Source organism: Rhodanobacter sp. UC4451_H18, from assembly GCF_052978225.1.
The window spans coordinates 2,150,108-2,166,146 of record NZ_CM129663.1 but is presented as its reverse complement, the minus strand read 5'-3'; the positions used below and the strand labels follow the sequence as shown (position 1 = coordinate 2,166,146).

Annotated in this window: 9 protein-coding genes; 5 read left to right on the top strand and 4 right to left on the bottom strand. The window is 68.0% G+C overall.

Going from position 1 to position 16,039, the window contains the following annotated elements; all coding sequences use genetic code 11:
• Window positions 1–52: 52 nt before the first annotated feature.
• Window positions 53–1,888 carry a tetratricopeptide repeat protein gene (locus tag ACVCMG_RS09840; protein ID WP_447107142.1) on the bottom strand — a complete coding sequence of 612 codons (1,836 nt, stop codon included), beginning with the start codon at window positions 1,886–1,888 and terminating at the stop codon, window positions 53–55.
• Window positions 1,885–4,110, bottom strand: a complete 2,226-nt coding sequence (locus ACVCMG_RS09835) for a tetratricopeptide repeat protein (protein WP_447114002.1) — start codon at window positions 4,108–4,110, stop codon at window positions 1,885–1,887. The genes ACVCMG_RS09840 and ACVCMG_RS09835 overlap by 4 nt, the downstream gene beginning before the upstream one ends.
• On the opposite strand from ACVCMG_RS09835, the gene ACVCMG_RS09830 reads away from it, so the two are divergent.
• Window positions 4,061–5,545, top strand: coding sequence for a S10 family peptidase (locus tag ACVCMG_RS09830; RefSeq protein WP_447114001.1), 1,485 nt, complete (start codon window positions 4,061–4,063; stop codon window positions 5,543–5,545). The two genes, ACVCMG_RS09835 and ACVCMG_RS09830, sit on opposite strands and share 50 nt — an antisense overlap.
• Before the next feature lie 31 nt (window positions 5,546–5,576).
• Here the strand turns inward: ACVCMG_RS09830 and ACVCMG_RS09825 are convergent, their stop codons facing one another.
• Together ACVCMG_RS09825 and ACVCMG_RS09820 are read right to left on the bottom strand one after the other, a co-directional pair.
• A complete protein-coding gene (locus tag ACVCMG_RS09825; RefSeq protein WP_395120906.1) occupies window positions 5,577–6,623 on the bottom strand; it encodes a LacI family DNA-binding transcriptional regulator in 1,047 nt (348 codons plus the stop codon).
• A gap of 122 nt (window positions 6,624–6,745) precedes the next feature.
• Window positions 6,746–8,035, bottom strand: coding sequence for a sugar MFS transporter (locus tag ACVCMG_RS09820; RefSeq protein ID WP_447097584.1), 1,290 nt, complete (start codon window positions 8,033–8,035; stop codon window positions 6,746–6,748).
• Window positions 8,036–8,466: 431 nt separating this feature from the next.
• Between ACVCMG_RS09820 and glk the strand changes: the two genes are divergently transcribed.
• The 4 genes from glk to ACVCMG_RS09800 all read left to right on the top strand — a co-directional run bounded on the left by glk (window position 8,467) and on the right by ACVCMG_RS09800 (window position 16,006).
• The gene (glk, locus tag ACVCMG_RS09815) at window positions 8,467–9,579 is read left to right on the top strand and encodes a glucokinase (protein ID WP_447114000.1); all 1,113 of its coding nucleotides are present in this window, start codon (window positions 8,467–8,469) and stop codon (window positions 9,577–9,579) included.
• A gap of 137 nt (window positions 9,580–9,716) precedes the next feature.
• Window positions 9,717–12,446 carry a TonB-dependent receptor gene (locus ACVCMG_RS09810; RefSeq protein WP_447113999.1) on the top strand — a complete coding sequence of 910 codons (2,730 nt, stop codon included), beginning with the start codon at window positions 9,717–9,719 and terminating at the stop codon, window positions 12,444–12,446.
• Window positions 12,447–12,591: 145 nt separating this feature from the next.
• Window positions 12,592–14,904 (top strand): beta-N-acetylhexosaminidase, encoded by a 2,313-nt coding sequence (locus ACVCMG_RS09805; RefSeq protein WP_447113998.1) that lies wholly within the window; start codon window positions 12,592–12,594, stop codon window positions 14,902–14,904.
• A gap of 31 nt (window positions 14,905–14,935) precedes the next feature.
• Window positions 14,936–16,006 carry an acyltransferase family protein gene (locus ACVCMG_RS09800; RefSeq protein WP_447113997.1) on the top strand — a complete coding sequence of 357 codons (1,071 nt, stop codon included), beginning with the start codon at window positions 14,936–14,938 and terminating at the stop codon, window positions 16,004–16,006.
• Window positions 16,007–16,039: the final 33 nt, after the last annotated feature.

The following is a 16,039-nucleotide window of genomic DNA, read 5'->3' as shown; positions in this document are numbered from 1 at the left end:
CGCTGCGCCGGCGTGAGCTGGCGCTATCGGTCACAAAGCCGGGCGGCCGGGTTCATGAGCAAACAAAAGCCTGCGCACCGGGGGCCGGCGTGGGCTTGCACAGGTCCGGCCAGCCGTACTGCTTCCAGTACGCGAGCATGCCGAGGCGTTGCGCAAAGCCCTGGAAGGCGGGATCGCGGCGCGCCTTCCGCGACCACGGTTCCGGCTGCCACAGCCAGTTCAGGTAGGCATCGGACAGGCCGCTGTGGCCGTGCTCATACAGATCGAATGAACGCGCCGGTGCGCCGAGTTGCAGCAGCATGGTTGGCGCCCAATTGTCATCGGCGTGCGTGGCGACGATCTGCAATGCGGCCTGGCGTTGTGCGGCATCGCCGTAGGTGCCGCGGTAGATCTCCTGCAAATCCGCGCGGGAAATCTTCGTGCCCATCTCGCTGGTGGAGCTTGCGAAGTCCCGCGCGGAAGCCTGCACGTCGCCGTGCGCGGCATCGTAGAACTCCAGCATCAACGCGCCGAACGCCGAATCCGCCACGCCGGCGCGATGGACGTAGGCCAGCGCGCCAGCCTGATCGCCTTCGCGCCAGCGCAGCATGCTCTTGTAGAACAGCAGCAGGGGATTGGCCGGATCGTCGACGAGCGCCGCATCGATGCGCGCCTCTGCGGTGCGGGTGCGGCCCATCGCGGCGAACTCGTTGGCGGCCCAGTAGTTGACCGCGGAGTTCTCCGGCGCCAGCTTCAGCGCCCGCTGCATCGGCTCCACCATGGCCGTGTAGTGGCGCTGCGAAAACTGGTTGTAGCTGAGCGCGGCATAGGCTTCCGCGTCGCCCGGATCGAGCGCCAATGCACGATGGGCGGCATCGTCGGATGTCTTCCAGCTCGCGTTCCAGTCACCGGCCACATATTGCGGCAGCACCGCGTTGGCCACGGCGAGCTTGGACCAGGCGCGCGCGAAGCCCGGATCAAGTGTCGTCGCCTGCTGCAACAAGACAATCGCGCGCGGCAGGCTGTCGCCCACGCGGCGATTCACCAGTTCCTGCGCGGTGATGAAATCCGCGTACGCGTCCGCGCTGCGGGTGGCCACCGGCACCAGCCGCGTGTTGCCGACATCGCCCAGCACCACTTTCAGGTGCTCGGTGATCGCCCGGGCGATCCGCTCCTGCAGGTCGAAGATGTTGTCCAGGTTGCCGTCGTAACTCTGCGACCATGCCTCGAAACCGTCGCGGGTGCGGATCAGTTGCACGCTGATCCGCACCGCCTGGCCCTGCGTGCGCACCGAACCTTCCAGCACGTTGGCCACATCCAGCGCCTTGCCGATCGTGCGCAGGTCGGCATTGTGGTCGCCGTAATAGAACGAGGAGGCGCGCCCGGCGACGCGCAGATCCTGCACGCGCGCCAGCGCATTCAACAGTTCCTCGGCCATGCCGGCGGAGAAATAGCCGTGATCGTGGGCGGGACTCAAATCCTCGAACGGCAGCACGGCGATGGATTTTGCCGGAACGATGGGCCCCGGACCGTCGCCCAATCCCGCGCCCTTGCGCCATACAAACGTATTTGTCAGCAGCAGCACGACCGCGACCAGCAGCACGCCGATGATCCACTTGTCCAGCTTGCGGCCAGTGGCGTGCGCGATGGAATCGCCCGTCGCGATCTCGCTCTCGCGCTTCAGGCCTTCAGGCGTGAATTCATAGAACCACGCGAACGCGATCCAGAACGGGAACCCGATGACCGCCGCAATCAGGAACCAGCGCGTCGCCCAGTCCGGCAATCCGACCGCCGGGCTGAACTGCGACAGGCCCTGCCCGAACGCCCACACCGTGCCCGCGTAGAGCATGGCCGCGCGCCATACGTTGCGGCGCTTGAGTTCGGCGAATAGCGACGACCGGGCGCTCATGGCGTGGCGGATTTCCATGGGGCGTAGGGCAGGTCGATCTTCCTGAGCATCGCCTTGAAACGAGGATCGTCGCGGATCGGATCGAACGCCGGATACCACAACAGTTGCGGCGTCGTGCTGTCGCCGTTCAGCGCGAATTCGTCGAGCATGGCCAGGGCGCGCTCATTCTGGCCAAGCGCGACGAGGAACACGGCATGCACGATGGCGTCATGGCGAAGGTTGTCCAGTGCAGGGGAAGTCTCCAGGGACTCGACCGCGCTCGCACGCAAATGCGGATCGGCGATGCCGCGTACCAGCAGCGCACTGACATCGGAATGACGCGGGCTCGACAGGCGCATCTGCCGTTCCGCTTCGGGGTAACGATGCGAGGACAGATACACCCACACCGCGATGCGATGTTCCAGCACGCCATTGGGATGCGCGGCCAGGGTGCCCTCGATCTGCTTCAAGGCCTCATCGTTGCGATGCAACGCGAACAGGAGCTGCGCGCGCACCGCGCCACTGACGCCGGAAAGCGGATCGCGCTGCAGCGCGCGCTCGATCTCGGCCAGGGCGGGTACGAGCTGCCCGGCTGCGTACAGGAACTGCGCGTATTGATCCATCGCCTCGGCGTCACCCGGCGCCAGCGCCAGCGCGCGACGGAACACGCGATCGGCCTCGGCCCAATGCATCTGGTTGGTGTAGACGATGCCCTGCGCGACATACGCCAACGCCACATCGGGATTCAGCGCAAGCGCATGTTGCGCGGCGGCCAGCGAATCGACATCGGCGGTCTGCATCGACACCGGCATGTATGCCGGCAGTAACGCATGCGCTTCGGCCAGCGATGCCCAGGCTTGCGCGTAATCCGGGTCAATCGCCACGGCCTGCCGGAACGCATCAACGGCTTCCCCCACCGAACGTGCGGCCAGCAAGGTGAGCCCGCGCAGATAGGCATCGTGTGCGCGCGGATCACCGGTTTTTTGCGGAACCAGCGACTGGCCGCTCCCGCCCGCCAACTGCACCTTCAGCTTGTCGGCAATCGCCTTGGAGATTTCATCCTCGACGGCAAAGATGCTGGTCAACTTGCGATCGTATTTCTCCGACCACAGGTGGTAGCCGCTGCGCGTGTCGATCAGCTGCGCGGTGATGCGCACCTCGTCGCCGGACTTCTGCACGCTGCCTTCCAGCACGGTGGCGACGTCCAGCACGTCGCCGACCTTGCGCAAGTCCTCGGCCTTGCCCTTGAACGCAAAAGCGGACGTGCGCGCGGCGACCTTCAGGTGCGGCAACTGCGCCAGCGCGTCCAGGATTTCCTTGGTGATGCCGTCGCTGAAGTAGTCGTTCTCCGGATCGCCGCTCATGTTGACGAACGGCAGCACCGCGATGGACTTGGCGGGCAGTGTTGGCGCGAGTGATGCGCTCGCGGATGGCCCGGCCGTCGGCGGGTTGGCGCGAACCGTCGACGTGGATGCTGCCGCGACACCCTGCATCGGCTGCCTGGCGTCGTGCTGGAAATGCCACCAGCCAAATCCCGCGATGGCAGCGACCAGCACGCCGATCAGGCCGACCGCGACGCCGGCGTGGTGCGCCGGTGAGGGCGCCATCGAATCGGTGCCGATGGTGCCGTCCGTGCGCACGATACCTCGGGGCGTGGCATCGAATGCCCATGCCAGCACCAGCGCGATCGGGAAGCCGAGCAGGATCAGCAATACCACCGCCTGATCGATCCAGTCCGGCAGGTGGAACACCGGCAGCACCTGCGTCGCCACCTGGATCAGCAGCCAGCCGACAATGGCATACGCAGCCGCCACGCGATACACGTGGCGGCGCCTGATCTCTCGCCAGAATCCCCGCTGGACCATGGGCGTGCGCCGAGTCGCGAAAGCGCGTCGTCCCTGCCCGTTCCGCGGCGGCATTCTGGCATAGATCGCGGGGCTTTCCGCTGCCTTCGGCCAGTCCGTGGCCGCGGCTTTTGCAGCCACGCAAGTTCCTGCGCAATGACTTCTGGCGGATGAAGGCCGGCCGGGGCGGAGCCTAAGCTCGGCGCTTCGCCTGCCGGATGCCAGCCCATGCGCAAACTTCCCCTCGCCGCGGTGCTTGCCGCGCTGCTGCTCACCTCGACGGCTTTTGCCGGCACGGACAAGAAGGACGACAAGGCGCCCCCCCGAGTCGAAGCCCGACGCGGCGCTGGTGCAGCCGCAGTCCTCGACCAGCGAGGGGTCGGTGTCGGTCGAGGGCAAGCGGGTCGACTACAAGGCGGTGGCCGGCACGCTGGTGCTGCACGGCAGCGGCGACAAGGAGGACGAGCCGCAGGTCAGCATGTTCTACGTCGCCTATTTCAAGAAGGGCGTCGATGCCGGCAAGCGGCCGGTCACCTTCATCTACAACGGCGGTCCCGGCTCGGCCACGGTGTGGCTGCACATGGGCGCGTTCGGGCCCAGGCGGGTGGTCACCAGCGACGACACGCACACGCCGGCGGCGCCGTACCAGCTGGTCAACAACGACTACAGCCTGCTCGATGCCTCCGACGTGGTGTTCATCGATGCGCCCGGCGCCGGCTTCAGCCGGCTGATCGCGAACGACGAGGACAAGGCCAAGCGCGAGGAGCAGATGAAGGACCGGCGCAAGGCGATCTACGGCGTCGACGGCGACGCGCATGCCTTTGCCCAGTTCATCACCCGCTTCCTGTCGAAGTACGACCGCTGGAACTCGCCGAAGTACCTGTTCGGCGAAAGCTACGGCACCACCCGCTCGGCGGTGCTGGCCAACATCCTGGAGAACGAGGACAGCGTCGACTTGAACGGCGTGATCCTGCTCTCGCAGATCCTCAATTTCGACACCAGCATCGACGGGCCGGAGTTCAATCCGGGCGTCGACCTGCCGTATGAGCTGGCGTTGCCGACCTTCGCCGCCACCGCGTTCTACCACCACAAGTTGCCGCAGCAGCCGGCCGCGCTGGAGCCGTTCCTGCGCGAGGTGGAGCAGTACGCGCTGGGCGAGTACGCGCAGGCGCTGATGGCCGGCTCGCGGCTGCCCGAGGCGCGCAAGCAGGCGGTGGCGGAGAAACTGCACCAGTACACTGGGCTGCCGGTGGCGTACCTGCTGAAGGCGAACCTGCGCGTCAGCGGCGGCATGTTCGAGCACGAGCTCCAGGCCGGCGACGACACCACCACCGGCCGGCTCGACACGCGCTTCTCCGGCCCGACGATCGATCCGCTGGGCAAGGCTTCCGAATACGACCCGCAATCCTCGGCGATCAGCTCGGCCTACGTGTCCGCGTTCAACGACTACGTGCGGCGCGAGCTGAAGTTCGGCCAGGGCCGGCAGTACCGGCTGTTTGCCGACATCGACCATTGGGACTTTTCGCACAAGGCGCCGGGCGTCCAGGGCGAGGCGCTGCAGTCCTCGACCAACGTGATGCCGGACCTGGCGATGGCGATGAAGACCAATCCGGGTCTCAAGGTCTACCTCAACGGCGGCTACTACGATCTGGCCACGCCCTACTTCGCCGCCGACTACGAGATGCACCACCTGCCGATCCCGGCCAGCCTCGAAGCCAACATCAGCTACGCGTGGTATCCGTCCGGCCACATGGTGTACGCGCACGCGCAGTCGCTGAAGCTGCTGCACGACAACGTCGCCCGCTTCATCGAGCAGACCGACAACGTGAAGTAATCGCCCGCCCTGGGGGGCGATGGCCGGCTGTTCAGCGCCGTGAGGTGGTGTGCCGCGGCGCGGTGGAACCGCGCACGACCAGTTCCGGGCTGAAGCCCTCGTTGGTGCCTTGCGCCGGCTCGCCGTGGGCGGCGCGCTGCAGGTCGCCGATCAGGCGTTGCGCGGCGTGGCGGGCGATCTCCTCGGTGGCCTGGCGGGCGGTGGTCAATGCCGGCCAGGACTGCTTGGAGAACGGGCTGTCCTCGAAGCCGGCGATGGAGAGCTCGTACGGCACGTTGATGCCGTCCGAGTGCGCCGCGGCCAGCACGCCGGCGGCGATCTCGTCGTTGGAGCCGAAGATCGCGGTGGGCCGGTCCTTCAGCGCCAGCAGCTTGCGCGCGCCGCGGAAACCGTCGTCGAAGGTGAAATCGCCGGGCAGGATCAGCTTGCGGTCGAGCGCGATGCCGTAATCCTTCAGCGCATCCTCGTAGCCCTGGTAGCGCTCCGGGCTGGAGCGGTGCTCGCGCCCGCCCCACAGGAAGCCGATGCGCTGGTGGCCGAGCTGGATCAGGTGTTCGGTGATCGCATAAGCCGCGTCACGGTCGTCCACGTAGACGCAGGGGTAGCCATCCTGCGGGTCCTTGCGCGCGGAGATGATGCGGATGAACGGAATCCCGGCGTCGCTCAACGCCTGGATCAGGGCGGGCTGCTCGGACATCGGCGGCGCCAGCACCAGCCCGGCCAGGTGCGAGCGGCGCACCAGCGTGCACAGCTCCTCGGCCAGCGTCGGCGAGGAGGAATCGCAGGGATGGATCTGCAGGCCGAAGCCGCTGGAGCGGCACACCGACAGCACGCCGCGCTGCAGGTTGATGATGTAGTGCGCGTTCGGGTTGTCGTAGACCAGGCCGATCGCATAGGCACGCGTGCTGCGCAGGCTGCGCGCGGTGGGGTCGGGCTGGTAGCCGAGCGCGTCGATCGCCTGCTGCACCCGCTCGCGCGTGCGCGCATGCACCGAGGGCTCGTTGTTGATGACGCGCGACACCGTCTTCAGCGAGACGCCTGCCCGTTCCGCGACATCCTTGATGGTGGCGCTGCGCACCGCTGGACCTCGTGCATCGTGAGTGGGGCGCCGGCAGCGCCATGTGCCGACACCGCCGCACAGCCGGTGTGCGGCGGCGTGTGCATCCTAGCGTATGGCCCCGGGACTGGCGAACGGCGCGATCACGGTGCCGCGCGCCGCTGGCCCACGCGGTGGCCGGCCAGTCCGAAGTACAGGATGTACAGGTAGCACGGCACCATCAGCACGGTGAAGGCGAGCTGGAAGTCGATGTGCTGCTTCAGGTGCACGAACAGCTGCGGCACCACCGCGCCGCCGGCGATCGCCATGATCAGCAGCGCCGAACCGCGCTCGGTGAGATCGCCCAGGCCCTTGATCGCCAGCGGAAAGATCGCCGGCCACATCATCGCGTTGGCGAAGCCCAGCGCGGCGACGAAGCCGACCGAGACGTAGCCGTTCGTGAGGTAGGCGCCGATCGAGAACAGCACGCCGAGCACCGCCGATACCGCGAGGTAACGCTGCTGCGAGATGTAGCGCGGGATCAGCACCAGGCCGACCAGGTAGCCGGCCAGCATGCCGCTCAGGGTGAATGCGGTGAAGACCTTGGTGCGGTCCAGCGGCAGGTGGAAGCCGGCGCCGTAGGTGCCGATCGCGTCGCCGGCCATCACCTCCACGCCGACGTAGAGGAACAGGCACAGCACGCCCAGCCACAGGTGCGGGAAGCTGAAGATGCTGCCGTGCCCGTGGCCGATCGCGCGCTCGCTGTTGGCGCCTTCCGGCGTGATCTCCGGCAGCGACGAACGCGCGATCCAGATCGCCAGCACCACCAGCAGGCCGGCCATCACCATGTACGGCGTGTGCACCTTGCCGGCGAAGGCGTTGAGCAGCGCCTCGCGCGCCTCGACGGTGGGCGCCGCGGCAACCTGCTCGCCGAAGCTGCCGATGCCGCTGAGCACCAGCGCGCCGAACACGAACGGGGCCAGCACGCCGGCCACCTTGTTGCAGATGCCCATGAACGCGATGCGCTGCGCGGCGCTGTCGATCGGGCCAAGGATGCTGATGTACGGGTTCGATGCGGTCTGCAGCAAGGACAGCCCGGCACCGATCACGAACAGCCCGGTCAGCGCGCCGGCGAACACGCGCAGGCTGACGAACTGGCCGAACAGCACGGCGCCGACCGCCATCACGAACAGGCCCAGCGCCATGCCTTTCTTCATGCCGGTGCGGCGCAGGATCATCGAGGCGGGCAGCGAGAACACCAGGTAGGAAATGTAGAACGCGAACGGCACCAGGAACGCATAGGCGTCCTCGACCTGGAACGCCAGCTTGACGAAGGTGATCAGCGGACCGTTGAGCCAGGTCACGAAGCCGAAGATGAAAAACAGCAGGCCGATGATCAGCATCGGCCCGAGTTGCTGCTGCCGGGACGGCGCGGCCGCCAGTGTGGTGCTCATGGTCGTGGATCTCCCCGGGTGCCGTGTCGCTGCGGCCGGCTGGCCGTGCTGACAGGAATGTCTCCTTATTCCGCAAAAAGTGCAACGTTGTCAATCGACGCCGGCGACGGGACATCGCGGCGGCGGATGGTCGAGCGCATCCGCCGCCGTTCGGATCGTGTCGTTGCGGCAGTGCAACAGGTGGTCCGGACCGCCAGGCGGCCACGAATATGGCTTGCACAAAGCCTCCAAGCGCACACTTGAAGCAACCTCGCAGGTTGCCATGACAGCTTTGCTGCGACGCCGCAGCCGCGTCGCGAAATTGGACGGCGATCACAGTTGACAACGTTGTCATCTTGACCACAGACTCGCCCTCCATCAGGCCGGCGTGCGGCCGTGCCGAGTGACCGGCGCACGCGTCGGGATCGCAGCGGAGTTTCGGGAGATCGTCCGTGGGGGAAGTCGCCAACCAGCGCCATGCCGTGTCGCCGTCGACCACCGTGCCGGTCGCTGCGGCGTCGTCGGAGCGGGTATCTGCGGCGTCGGACGGCGAGGCGGCGCAGCCGTTCCTCGCTGCCGATGTCGGCGGCACGCATGCGCGGGTCGGCCTGGTCAGCGGCTGTGGCGACGCGCACGGCCCGGTCCGCGTGCTGCACTTCCGCCGCTACGCCTGCGCCGAGTGGCCCGACCTCGCCGCGATGCTGCGCGACTTCGTCGCACAACTGGCGCATACGCCGCATGCGGCCGCGGCCGCCAGCATCCGCGAATGCGCGGTGGCCTGCGCCGGTTACGTGCTGGACGACGCGATCGTCAACGGCAACCTGGCCTGGCCGGTGTCGATCCGCGCGATCCGCGACGCGCTGGGCATCCGGCAGTTGGCCGTCATCAACGACTTCGAGGCGGTGGCCTATGCCACCCAGTTCCTCGACGCGGCCGATACCCGCTGCATCATCGAGGCGCCCGCACCGCCGCCGGGGCCGGTGCTGGTGATGGGTCCGGGCACCGGGCTGGGTTCGGCGGTGCTGTTGCCGGGCTCGCCGCGCGCCCGCGTGCTGGCCACCGAGGCGGGACAGATCTCGCTGGCGCCGGGCACCGAGCGCGAGATCGAGATCCTGCGCCTGCTGCGTCGCGAGCGCAGCCACGTCTCGTTCGAGGATGCGCTGTCCGGGCCGGGCCTGCTCAAGCTCTACCGCGCGCTGGCCGAACTGCACGGCCGCGCGCCGCGCTGGAGCACGCCGGCCGAAGTCACCGCCGCGGCGCTGGAAGGCCGCGACCCGGTCGCCCGCGAAGTGCTGGAGATTTTCTGCGGCCTGCTCGGCAGCTTCGTCGGCGATCTCGGCCTGCTCTACGGCGCCCGCGCGATCTACCTGGCCGGCGGCATCCTGCCGCGCATCCACGATTTCCTGCTGGCGAGCACGTTTGCCGAGCGCTATTTGAACAAGGGCGTCATGCGCGCCTGGCTGCAACAGGTTCCGGTTCGACTGATTGAGCACGGCCAGCTTGGTGTCATCGGCGCCGCAGGCTGGTTTCTGGATGAAGGGCGCAACCCCAGGCAAGGAGCTTGAGATGAGCCCGATCCCGCAGCACGGCGCCACGCCCACCGTCGTTGTCCGCTGTCCACCGCCACCACGCGTCACCCACAGTCCGCGACCGCATCCACGCCGGTCCTGATTCGATCCAGCCTCTTGAGGGGAGGAACACCATGAACCATCGCAAGACATTGCTCGCCGCCAGCATCATCACCGGTCTGTGCGTCTCCGGTGCGTTGTTTGCGCAGGACAGCACGGCCGCGGCCGACGCCAACCAGCCGAAGAAGACCAACGTCAAGGAACTGGCCACGGTAACCGTCACCGGCATCCGCGACAGCGAGGCCGAATCGCTGGCGTTGAAGAAGGCCGCCGATGCGCACGTGGAGGTGGTCACCGCCGAGGACATCGGCAAGCTGCCGGCCAAGAACGTGGCCGACACGCTGCAGCGACTGCCCGGCGTCAGCGTCGGCACCTCCAGCGCGGGCGAAGGCGGCTTCGACGAGAACGACCGCGTCAGCCTGCGCGGCACCGCGCCCAGCATGACCCAGACCCTGGTCGACGGCCACAACATCGGCACCGGCGACTGGTTCGTGCTCAACCAGACCGCCACCGTGGGCCGCAGCGTCAGCTACAGCCTGTTGCCGGCGGAGATCGTCAGCGAGGTGGTGGTGAACAAGACCTCCGAGGCGCGCCTGGTCGAGGGCGGCGCGGCCGGCACGGTCAACATCATCACCCGCAAGCCACTGCAGTTCGACAAGCCGGTGACCGTGCACGCGTCCGTCGGCGGCGTCTACTCCGACCTGCCCGGCACCACCAAGCCGCAGTTCAGCGGCCTGTTCAACTGGAAGAACGACGCCGGCACCTTCGCCGTGATGGCGCAGGCGTTCTACGAGGAGCGCAGCCTGCAGCGCAACGGCCAGGAAGTGCTCGGCCTGGAGCAGCTCAAGAGCACCGACGCCATCGTCGCCGCGCACCCGGATCTGAACGGCGTCTACTTCCCCAGCCTGATCGGCAACGTGCTGTTCACCCAGAAGCGCAAGCGCACCGGCGGGTCGGTGGACGTGCAGTTCAAGCCGACCGACAACGTGACGGTCAACCTGAACGGCTTCTACAGCAAGCTCAAGGCCAACAACTTCAACCGCAACTACATGATGTGGGCCACCCACTTCGTGCACGGCGCCACCAACCTCCAGCCCGGCTACGTCGTGGCCAACAACACGTTGACGAATGCCGTCTTCTCGCCCAGCAACGACGCGACGAACTACGGCATCTACGACCAGATCTCGCGCGAGGCCTCCGCCTCGACCCGCTTCTTCACCGCCGACGTCGACTGGCGCGCGACCGACCGCCTGAGCTTCTCGGCCCAGCTCGGCACCACCAAGGGCGAAGGCTCCAGCCCGAAGCAGGACGTGCTGGAACTGAACACCGCGCCGGGCACCGGCGCCGCATGGGATTTCCGCGGCACCGGCAAGCCGGTCAACTGGTCGCTGGGGCCGGACAACAGCTCGCCGGCAGCCTCGGGCGTCAGCGCCAACTGGATCTTCGGCGAAGGCGGCATCAACGTCGAGGACAAGGAGAACTGGGGCAAGATCGACGGCGAGCTGGATTTCGACGACAGCACGCTGGCCTCGCTGCAGTTCGGCGTGCGCTACGCCGACCACACGCGCGAAAACCCGTATGCGTTCGCGCAAGGCCCGAACGGCGGCGACTGGAGCAACCCGGCCAACTTCCCCGCCAGCTTCGGCCATTACCCGGGTGATTTCGGCAGCTCGCTGGGCGGCTCGTTCCCGACCAACATCTGGTACTACTCGCAGGCCGACCTGGCCGCCTACGACTCGAAGTACGCCAACCGCGGGCCGGAGCGGCTGTACCCGAACGACATCTACAAGGTGAACGAGAAGGACGGCGCGATCTACCTGCAGGCCAACTTCATCGGCGACCGCTGGAGCGGCAACGTGGGCGTGCGCTACGTGCACACCAAGCAGGCGGTGAACTACACCAGCACCTCGCCGCAGGAGACCGAAGTGCAGGGCCCGATCCTCGGCTCGGCGTTCTTCCCGGCCGGCTACTACTGGAACACCAACAACGCCAGCTACAGCAAGGCCCTGCCCAGCGCCAACCTGAAGTTCAACCTGACCGACGACGTGCTGGCGCGCGTGGCGGTGTCGCAGACGCTGACCCGGCCGGACTACTCGGCACTGGCCGGCACGGTGTCGCTGGATGACACCGGCCACACCGGCAGCGGCGGCAACCCGAACCTGAAGCCGCTGATCTCGACCAACTTCGACGCCGACCTGGAGTGGTATTTCGCGCCGCGCGGCCTGTTGTCGGCCGGCGTGTACCAGATGTCGCTGCAGAACTACGTCACCTTCGCTTCCGAGTCGCGCCTGTACAAGGACATGCCGGCCAGCACGGCGGCAGGGCACGATGTCTACTCGGCCTACCAGGTGAACATCCCCAGCAACGTCGACGGCAAGGTGCGCGGCGTGGAGTTGAACTACCAGCAGCCGATCGGCGACAACTTCGGCGTGGCGCTCAACTACACCTACGCCACCGGCAACGCCGACAACGGACAGGACCTGCAGGGCACCTCGAAGAACACCGCCAACGCATCGGCCTTCTTCGAGAACGACAAGTTCAACGCGCGGGTGAGCTACACCTACCGCTCGTCGTACTTCGCCGGCCCGGACCGCGGCGGTTTCTTCTACATGCAGGGCACCGGCTACCTGTCCGCGTCGCTGGGCTACAGCATCAACGACTGGATGTCGGTGTCGCTGGACGGCCTCAACCTCAACAGCCCGAAGCTGCGCTACTACGTCAAGGGCGACGGTTACGGCATCCAGCCGCGTTCGACCTACATCAACGGTCGCCAGTACTACCTGAACCTCCGCTTCAAGTTCTGACGCAACGCCGCGGCATGGCGCGCCACGGACGGCGCGCCGACACCCTCCCCGTGCGGGCCCCGGCATTGGTTGGCGGGCCCGCTTTTTTTTGGCGTCGCATGGTGGCCCTGCGTGGCACCATGCGAGCGCGCACCGGAGAATGCGGATGACCCGTCGATGCCTGCCGACCCTGTATTGCCTGCTCGCGTTGCTCATGCTGCTGCTGCCACTGCCGCCGGCAAGCGCGACGGCCGCAGCGCCCTCGCTGATCCCGCTGCCTGCGCAACTCGTGCCGGGCGACGGCAGCTTCCGCGTCGACGCCGCCACCGCCATCGTGGTGGCCGACCATGACCCGGCCACCACGCAGGCCGCGCACTACCTGATCGACCTGCTCTCGCGCACGCGCGGCCTGACGCTGCAGCCTGGCGGCGGCGCGAAACGCGCCATCGTGCTGCGGCGCGACCCGCAGGCGCCGGTGGCGCAGGCCGGCGGCTATGCGCTCGATGTCGACACCCACGGCATCCGCGTCAGCGCGCGCGACGATGCCGGCCTGTTCCACGGCGTGGTCACGCTGTACCAGTTGCTCACGCCCGATGCCGCGCGCGGCGCGGTGGTCGTGCCGGCGCTGTCCATCCGTGACTGGCCGCGCTTCGCCTGGCGCGGCGTGATGCTCGATTCGGTGCGGCATTTCCAGAGCGTGGCCGAAGTAAAAACCTTGCTCGACCAGATGGCCCAGCACAAGCTCGACGTGCTGCACTGGCATCTCACCGACGACCAGGGCTGGCGCATCCAGATCAAGCGCTATCCCGAGCTGACCAGGATCGGCGCGTGGCGCACGCCGCCGGACGCCGGCAAGGATGGCGAGCCGCAGCGCTACGGCGGTTTCTACACCCAGGACGAGATCCGCGACGTGGTGGCCTATGCCGCCGCGCGCCACATCACCATCGTGCCGGAGCTGGACATGCCCGGCCACGCGCAGGCCGCGGTGGCCTCGTATCCGCAGCTCGGCGTCACCGGCAAGCGTCCCGCGGTGTCCGTCGACTGGGGCGTGAACCCGTATCTGTACAACGTGGACGATGCCACCTTCGCCTTCATCGACAACGTGCTCGACGAGGTGATGGCGCTGTTCCCGTCGACCTACATCCACGTCGGCGGCGACGAGGCGATCAAGGACCAGTGGCAGGCGTCGCCCGCGGTGCAGGCGAAGATGCGCGCGCTCGGCATCCGCGACGAGAACACCCTGCAGGGCTGGTTCATCGGCCGCATCGGCCAGTACCTGCAGCAGCACGGCCGCAAGCTGATCGGCTGGGACGAGATCCTCGAAGGCGACAAGCTGCCGGCCGACGCCACCGTGATGTCCTGGCGCGGCATCGACGGCGCGATCAAGGCCGCGCTGCTGGGCCACGACGTGGTGATGTCGCCCGCGCCGGACCTCTATTTCGACCACGTGCAGAGCGCGCTGGCCGACGAGTACGCCGGCCGCCTCGGCGTGGAATCGCTGCAGGACGTGTACGGTTTCCAGGCCATTCCCGGCGTGCTCGACGCGCGCCAGGCGAAACACGTGCTGGGCGTCCAGGCCAATTTCTGGACCGAGCACATGCCCGGTTTCGCCCACGTCGAGCACGCGGCGTTCCCGCGGCTGGATGCGCTGGCCGAAGTCGCCTGGTCGCCGGACGCCCGCCGCGACTGGAGCGACTTCCTGTCGCGCCTGCCCGGCCAGCTCGCGCGTTACCGCGCCCAGCAGATTTCCTACGCCGACGGCGCCTTCGCGGTGGAGATCGCCACCGATCGCAACGTGGCGCTGGCCACCGGCCGTGCCACGGTCACGCTGGCCAGCCAGACCGGGTTCGGGGCGATCCGCTACACGCTCGACGGCAGCGCGCCCACCCCGGCCTCGCCGCGCTACGAGGCGCCGTTCAACGTGACCCTGCCGGTGACCGTGCGCGCCGCCAGCTTCGCCGCCGACGGCAGCGCGCTGGCTGCGCCGCGTGAACGGGTGCTCAGCCGCGCGGGGTTGCTGAGCCTTGCGGGCAACACCTTGCCCAACTGCCCCGGCAGCGACTTCCGCCTGCGCGTGCAGCCGTCGCCCGATGCGCCCAGCACCCAGCCGGTCTATGCGGTGAACGTGTTCGACAGCTGCCAGCTGTTCCCCGCCACGCGCATGGATGGCGTCGCGGCGATCCACGTCGACGCCGTGCGCCTGCCGCGCAACTTCGCGCTGGCGCACGAGCAGAAGCTGGTGGTGTCGCGCCCGCACGCCACGCCGTTCGGCGAACTGGTGGTGCATGCCGATCACTGCGACGGACCGGTGCTGGCGTCGATGCCGTTGCCCGATCCCGCGCACAGCCCGCGGCGTTTCAGGCTCGACGCGAAGCTGCCTGCGCAAAGCGGCGAACACGGCCTGTGCCTGATCTACACCGCGCCGATCGACGGGGCGCTGTACGCGCTGGAGAAGGTGTCGCTGCAGGCCACGCCATGAGCGCGTCGCATGCACGGTGCGGCGGCGTGGCATGAGCGCGCGGTCCACACGCCTCGCCTCGCTCGACGCGCTGCGCGGCTGCACGGTGGCCGCGATGCTGCTGGTCAACGACCCGGGCGACTGGGGTCACGTGTACCGGCCGCTGGAGCATGCGCAGTGGAACGGCTGCACGCCGACCGACCTGATCTTTCCGTTCTTCCTGTTCGTGGTCGGCGTGTCGGTGGCGCTGGCGATCCTGCCGCGCCTCGAACGGGGCGATGCCACCGCCGAGCTGACCCGCGCGGCGATGTGGCGGGCCGCGCGCATCGTGCTGCTCGGCCTGGCCATCAACCTGCTGGCGGCGTGGCTGCTGCCGGACCGCGACATGCGCATTCCCGGTGTGCTGCAGCGGATCGGCGTGTGCTTCGCCGCGGTGGCGCTGTTCGCCGTCTACACGCGGCCGCGCACGCAATGGTGCGCGATCGCCCTGCTGCTGCTCGGCTACTGGGGGCTGCTCGAACTCGGCGGCACGCTGGCGCCGTGGGCCAATCTCGCCAGCCGCACCGACAGCGCGGTGTTCGGCCACTACGTCTGGTCGATCGATCCGCTCAGCGGTCGCGGGCACGATCCGGAAGGCCTGCTCAGCACCTTGCCGGCGCTGGCCACCACCTTGCTCGGCCTGCGCGCGGGCTGCTGGTTGCGGCGCGGGCGGCTCAGGGCGCTGGGGCTGGGCGGTCTGCTGTCGCTGGCTCTCGGTGCGGGGTGGTCGCTCGTGCTGCCGTTCAACAAGAACCTGTGGGCGCCCTCGTTCGCGCTGTGGACGGCCGGCTGGGCCGTGCTGGCGCTGCTGGCCTTCCACTGGCTGGTCGAGCGCCGTGGCTGGCCACCGCTGGGGCGGCGCTTCGGCGTCAACGCCATCGCCGCCTATGCCGGCTCGGAGGTCATGCAGATCGTGCTGCCCGCCCTGGGCCAGGCCGCGTGGTACCGCACGGTGTTTGCGGACTCGATGACGCCGCGCTTCGGGCCGTATGTGCCGTCGCTGGCATTCGCCGTGGTTTTCCTGGCGTTCTGGTGGCTGGTGGTGTGGGCGATGGATCGGCGGGGCATCTATCTCAAGCTGTGATTCGGCGAACGACGCAGGGCGGGCACCGCCCGC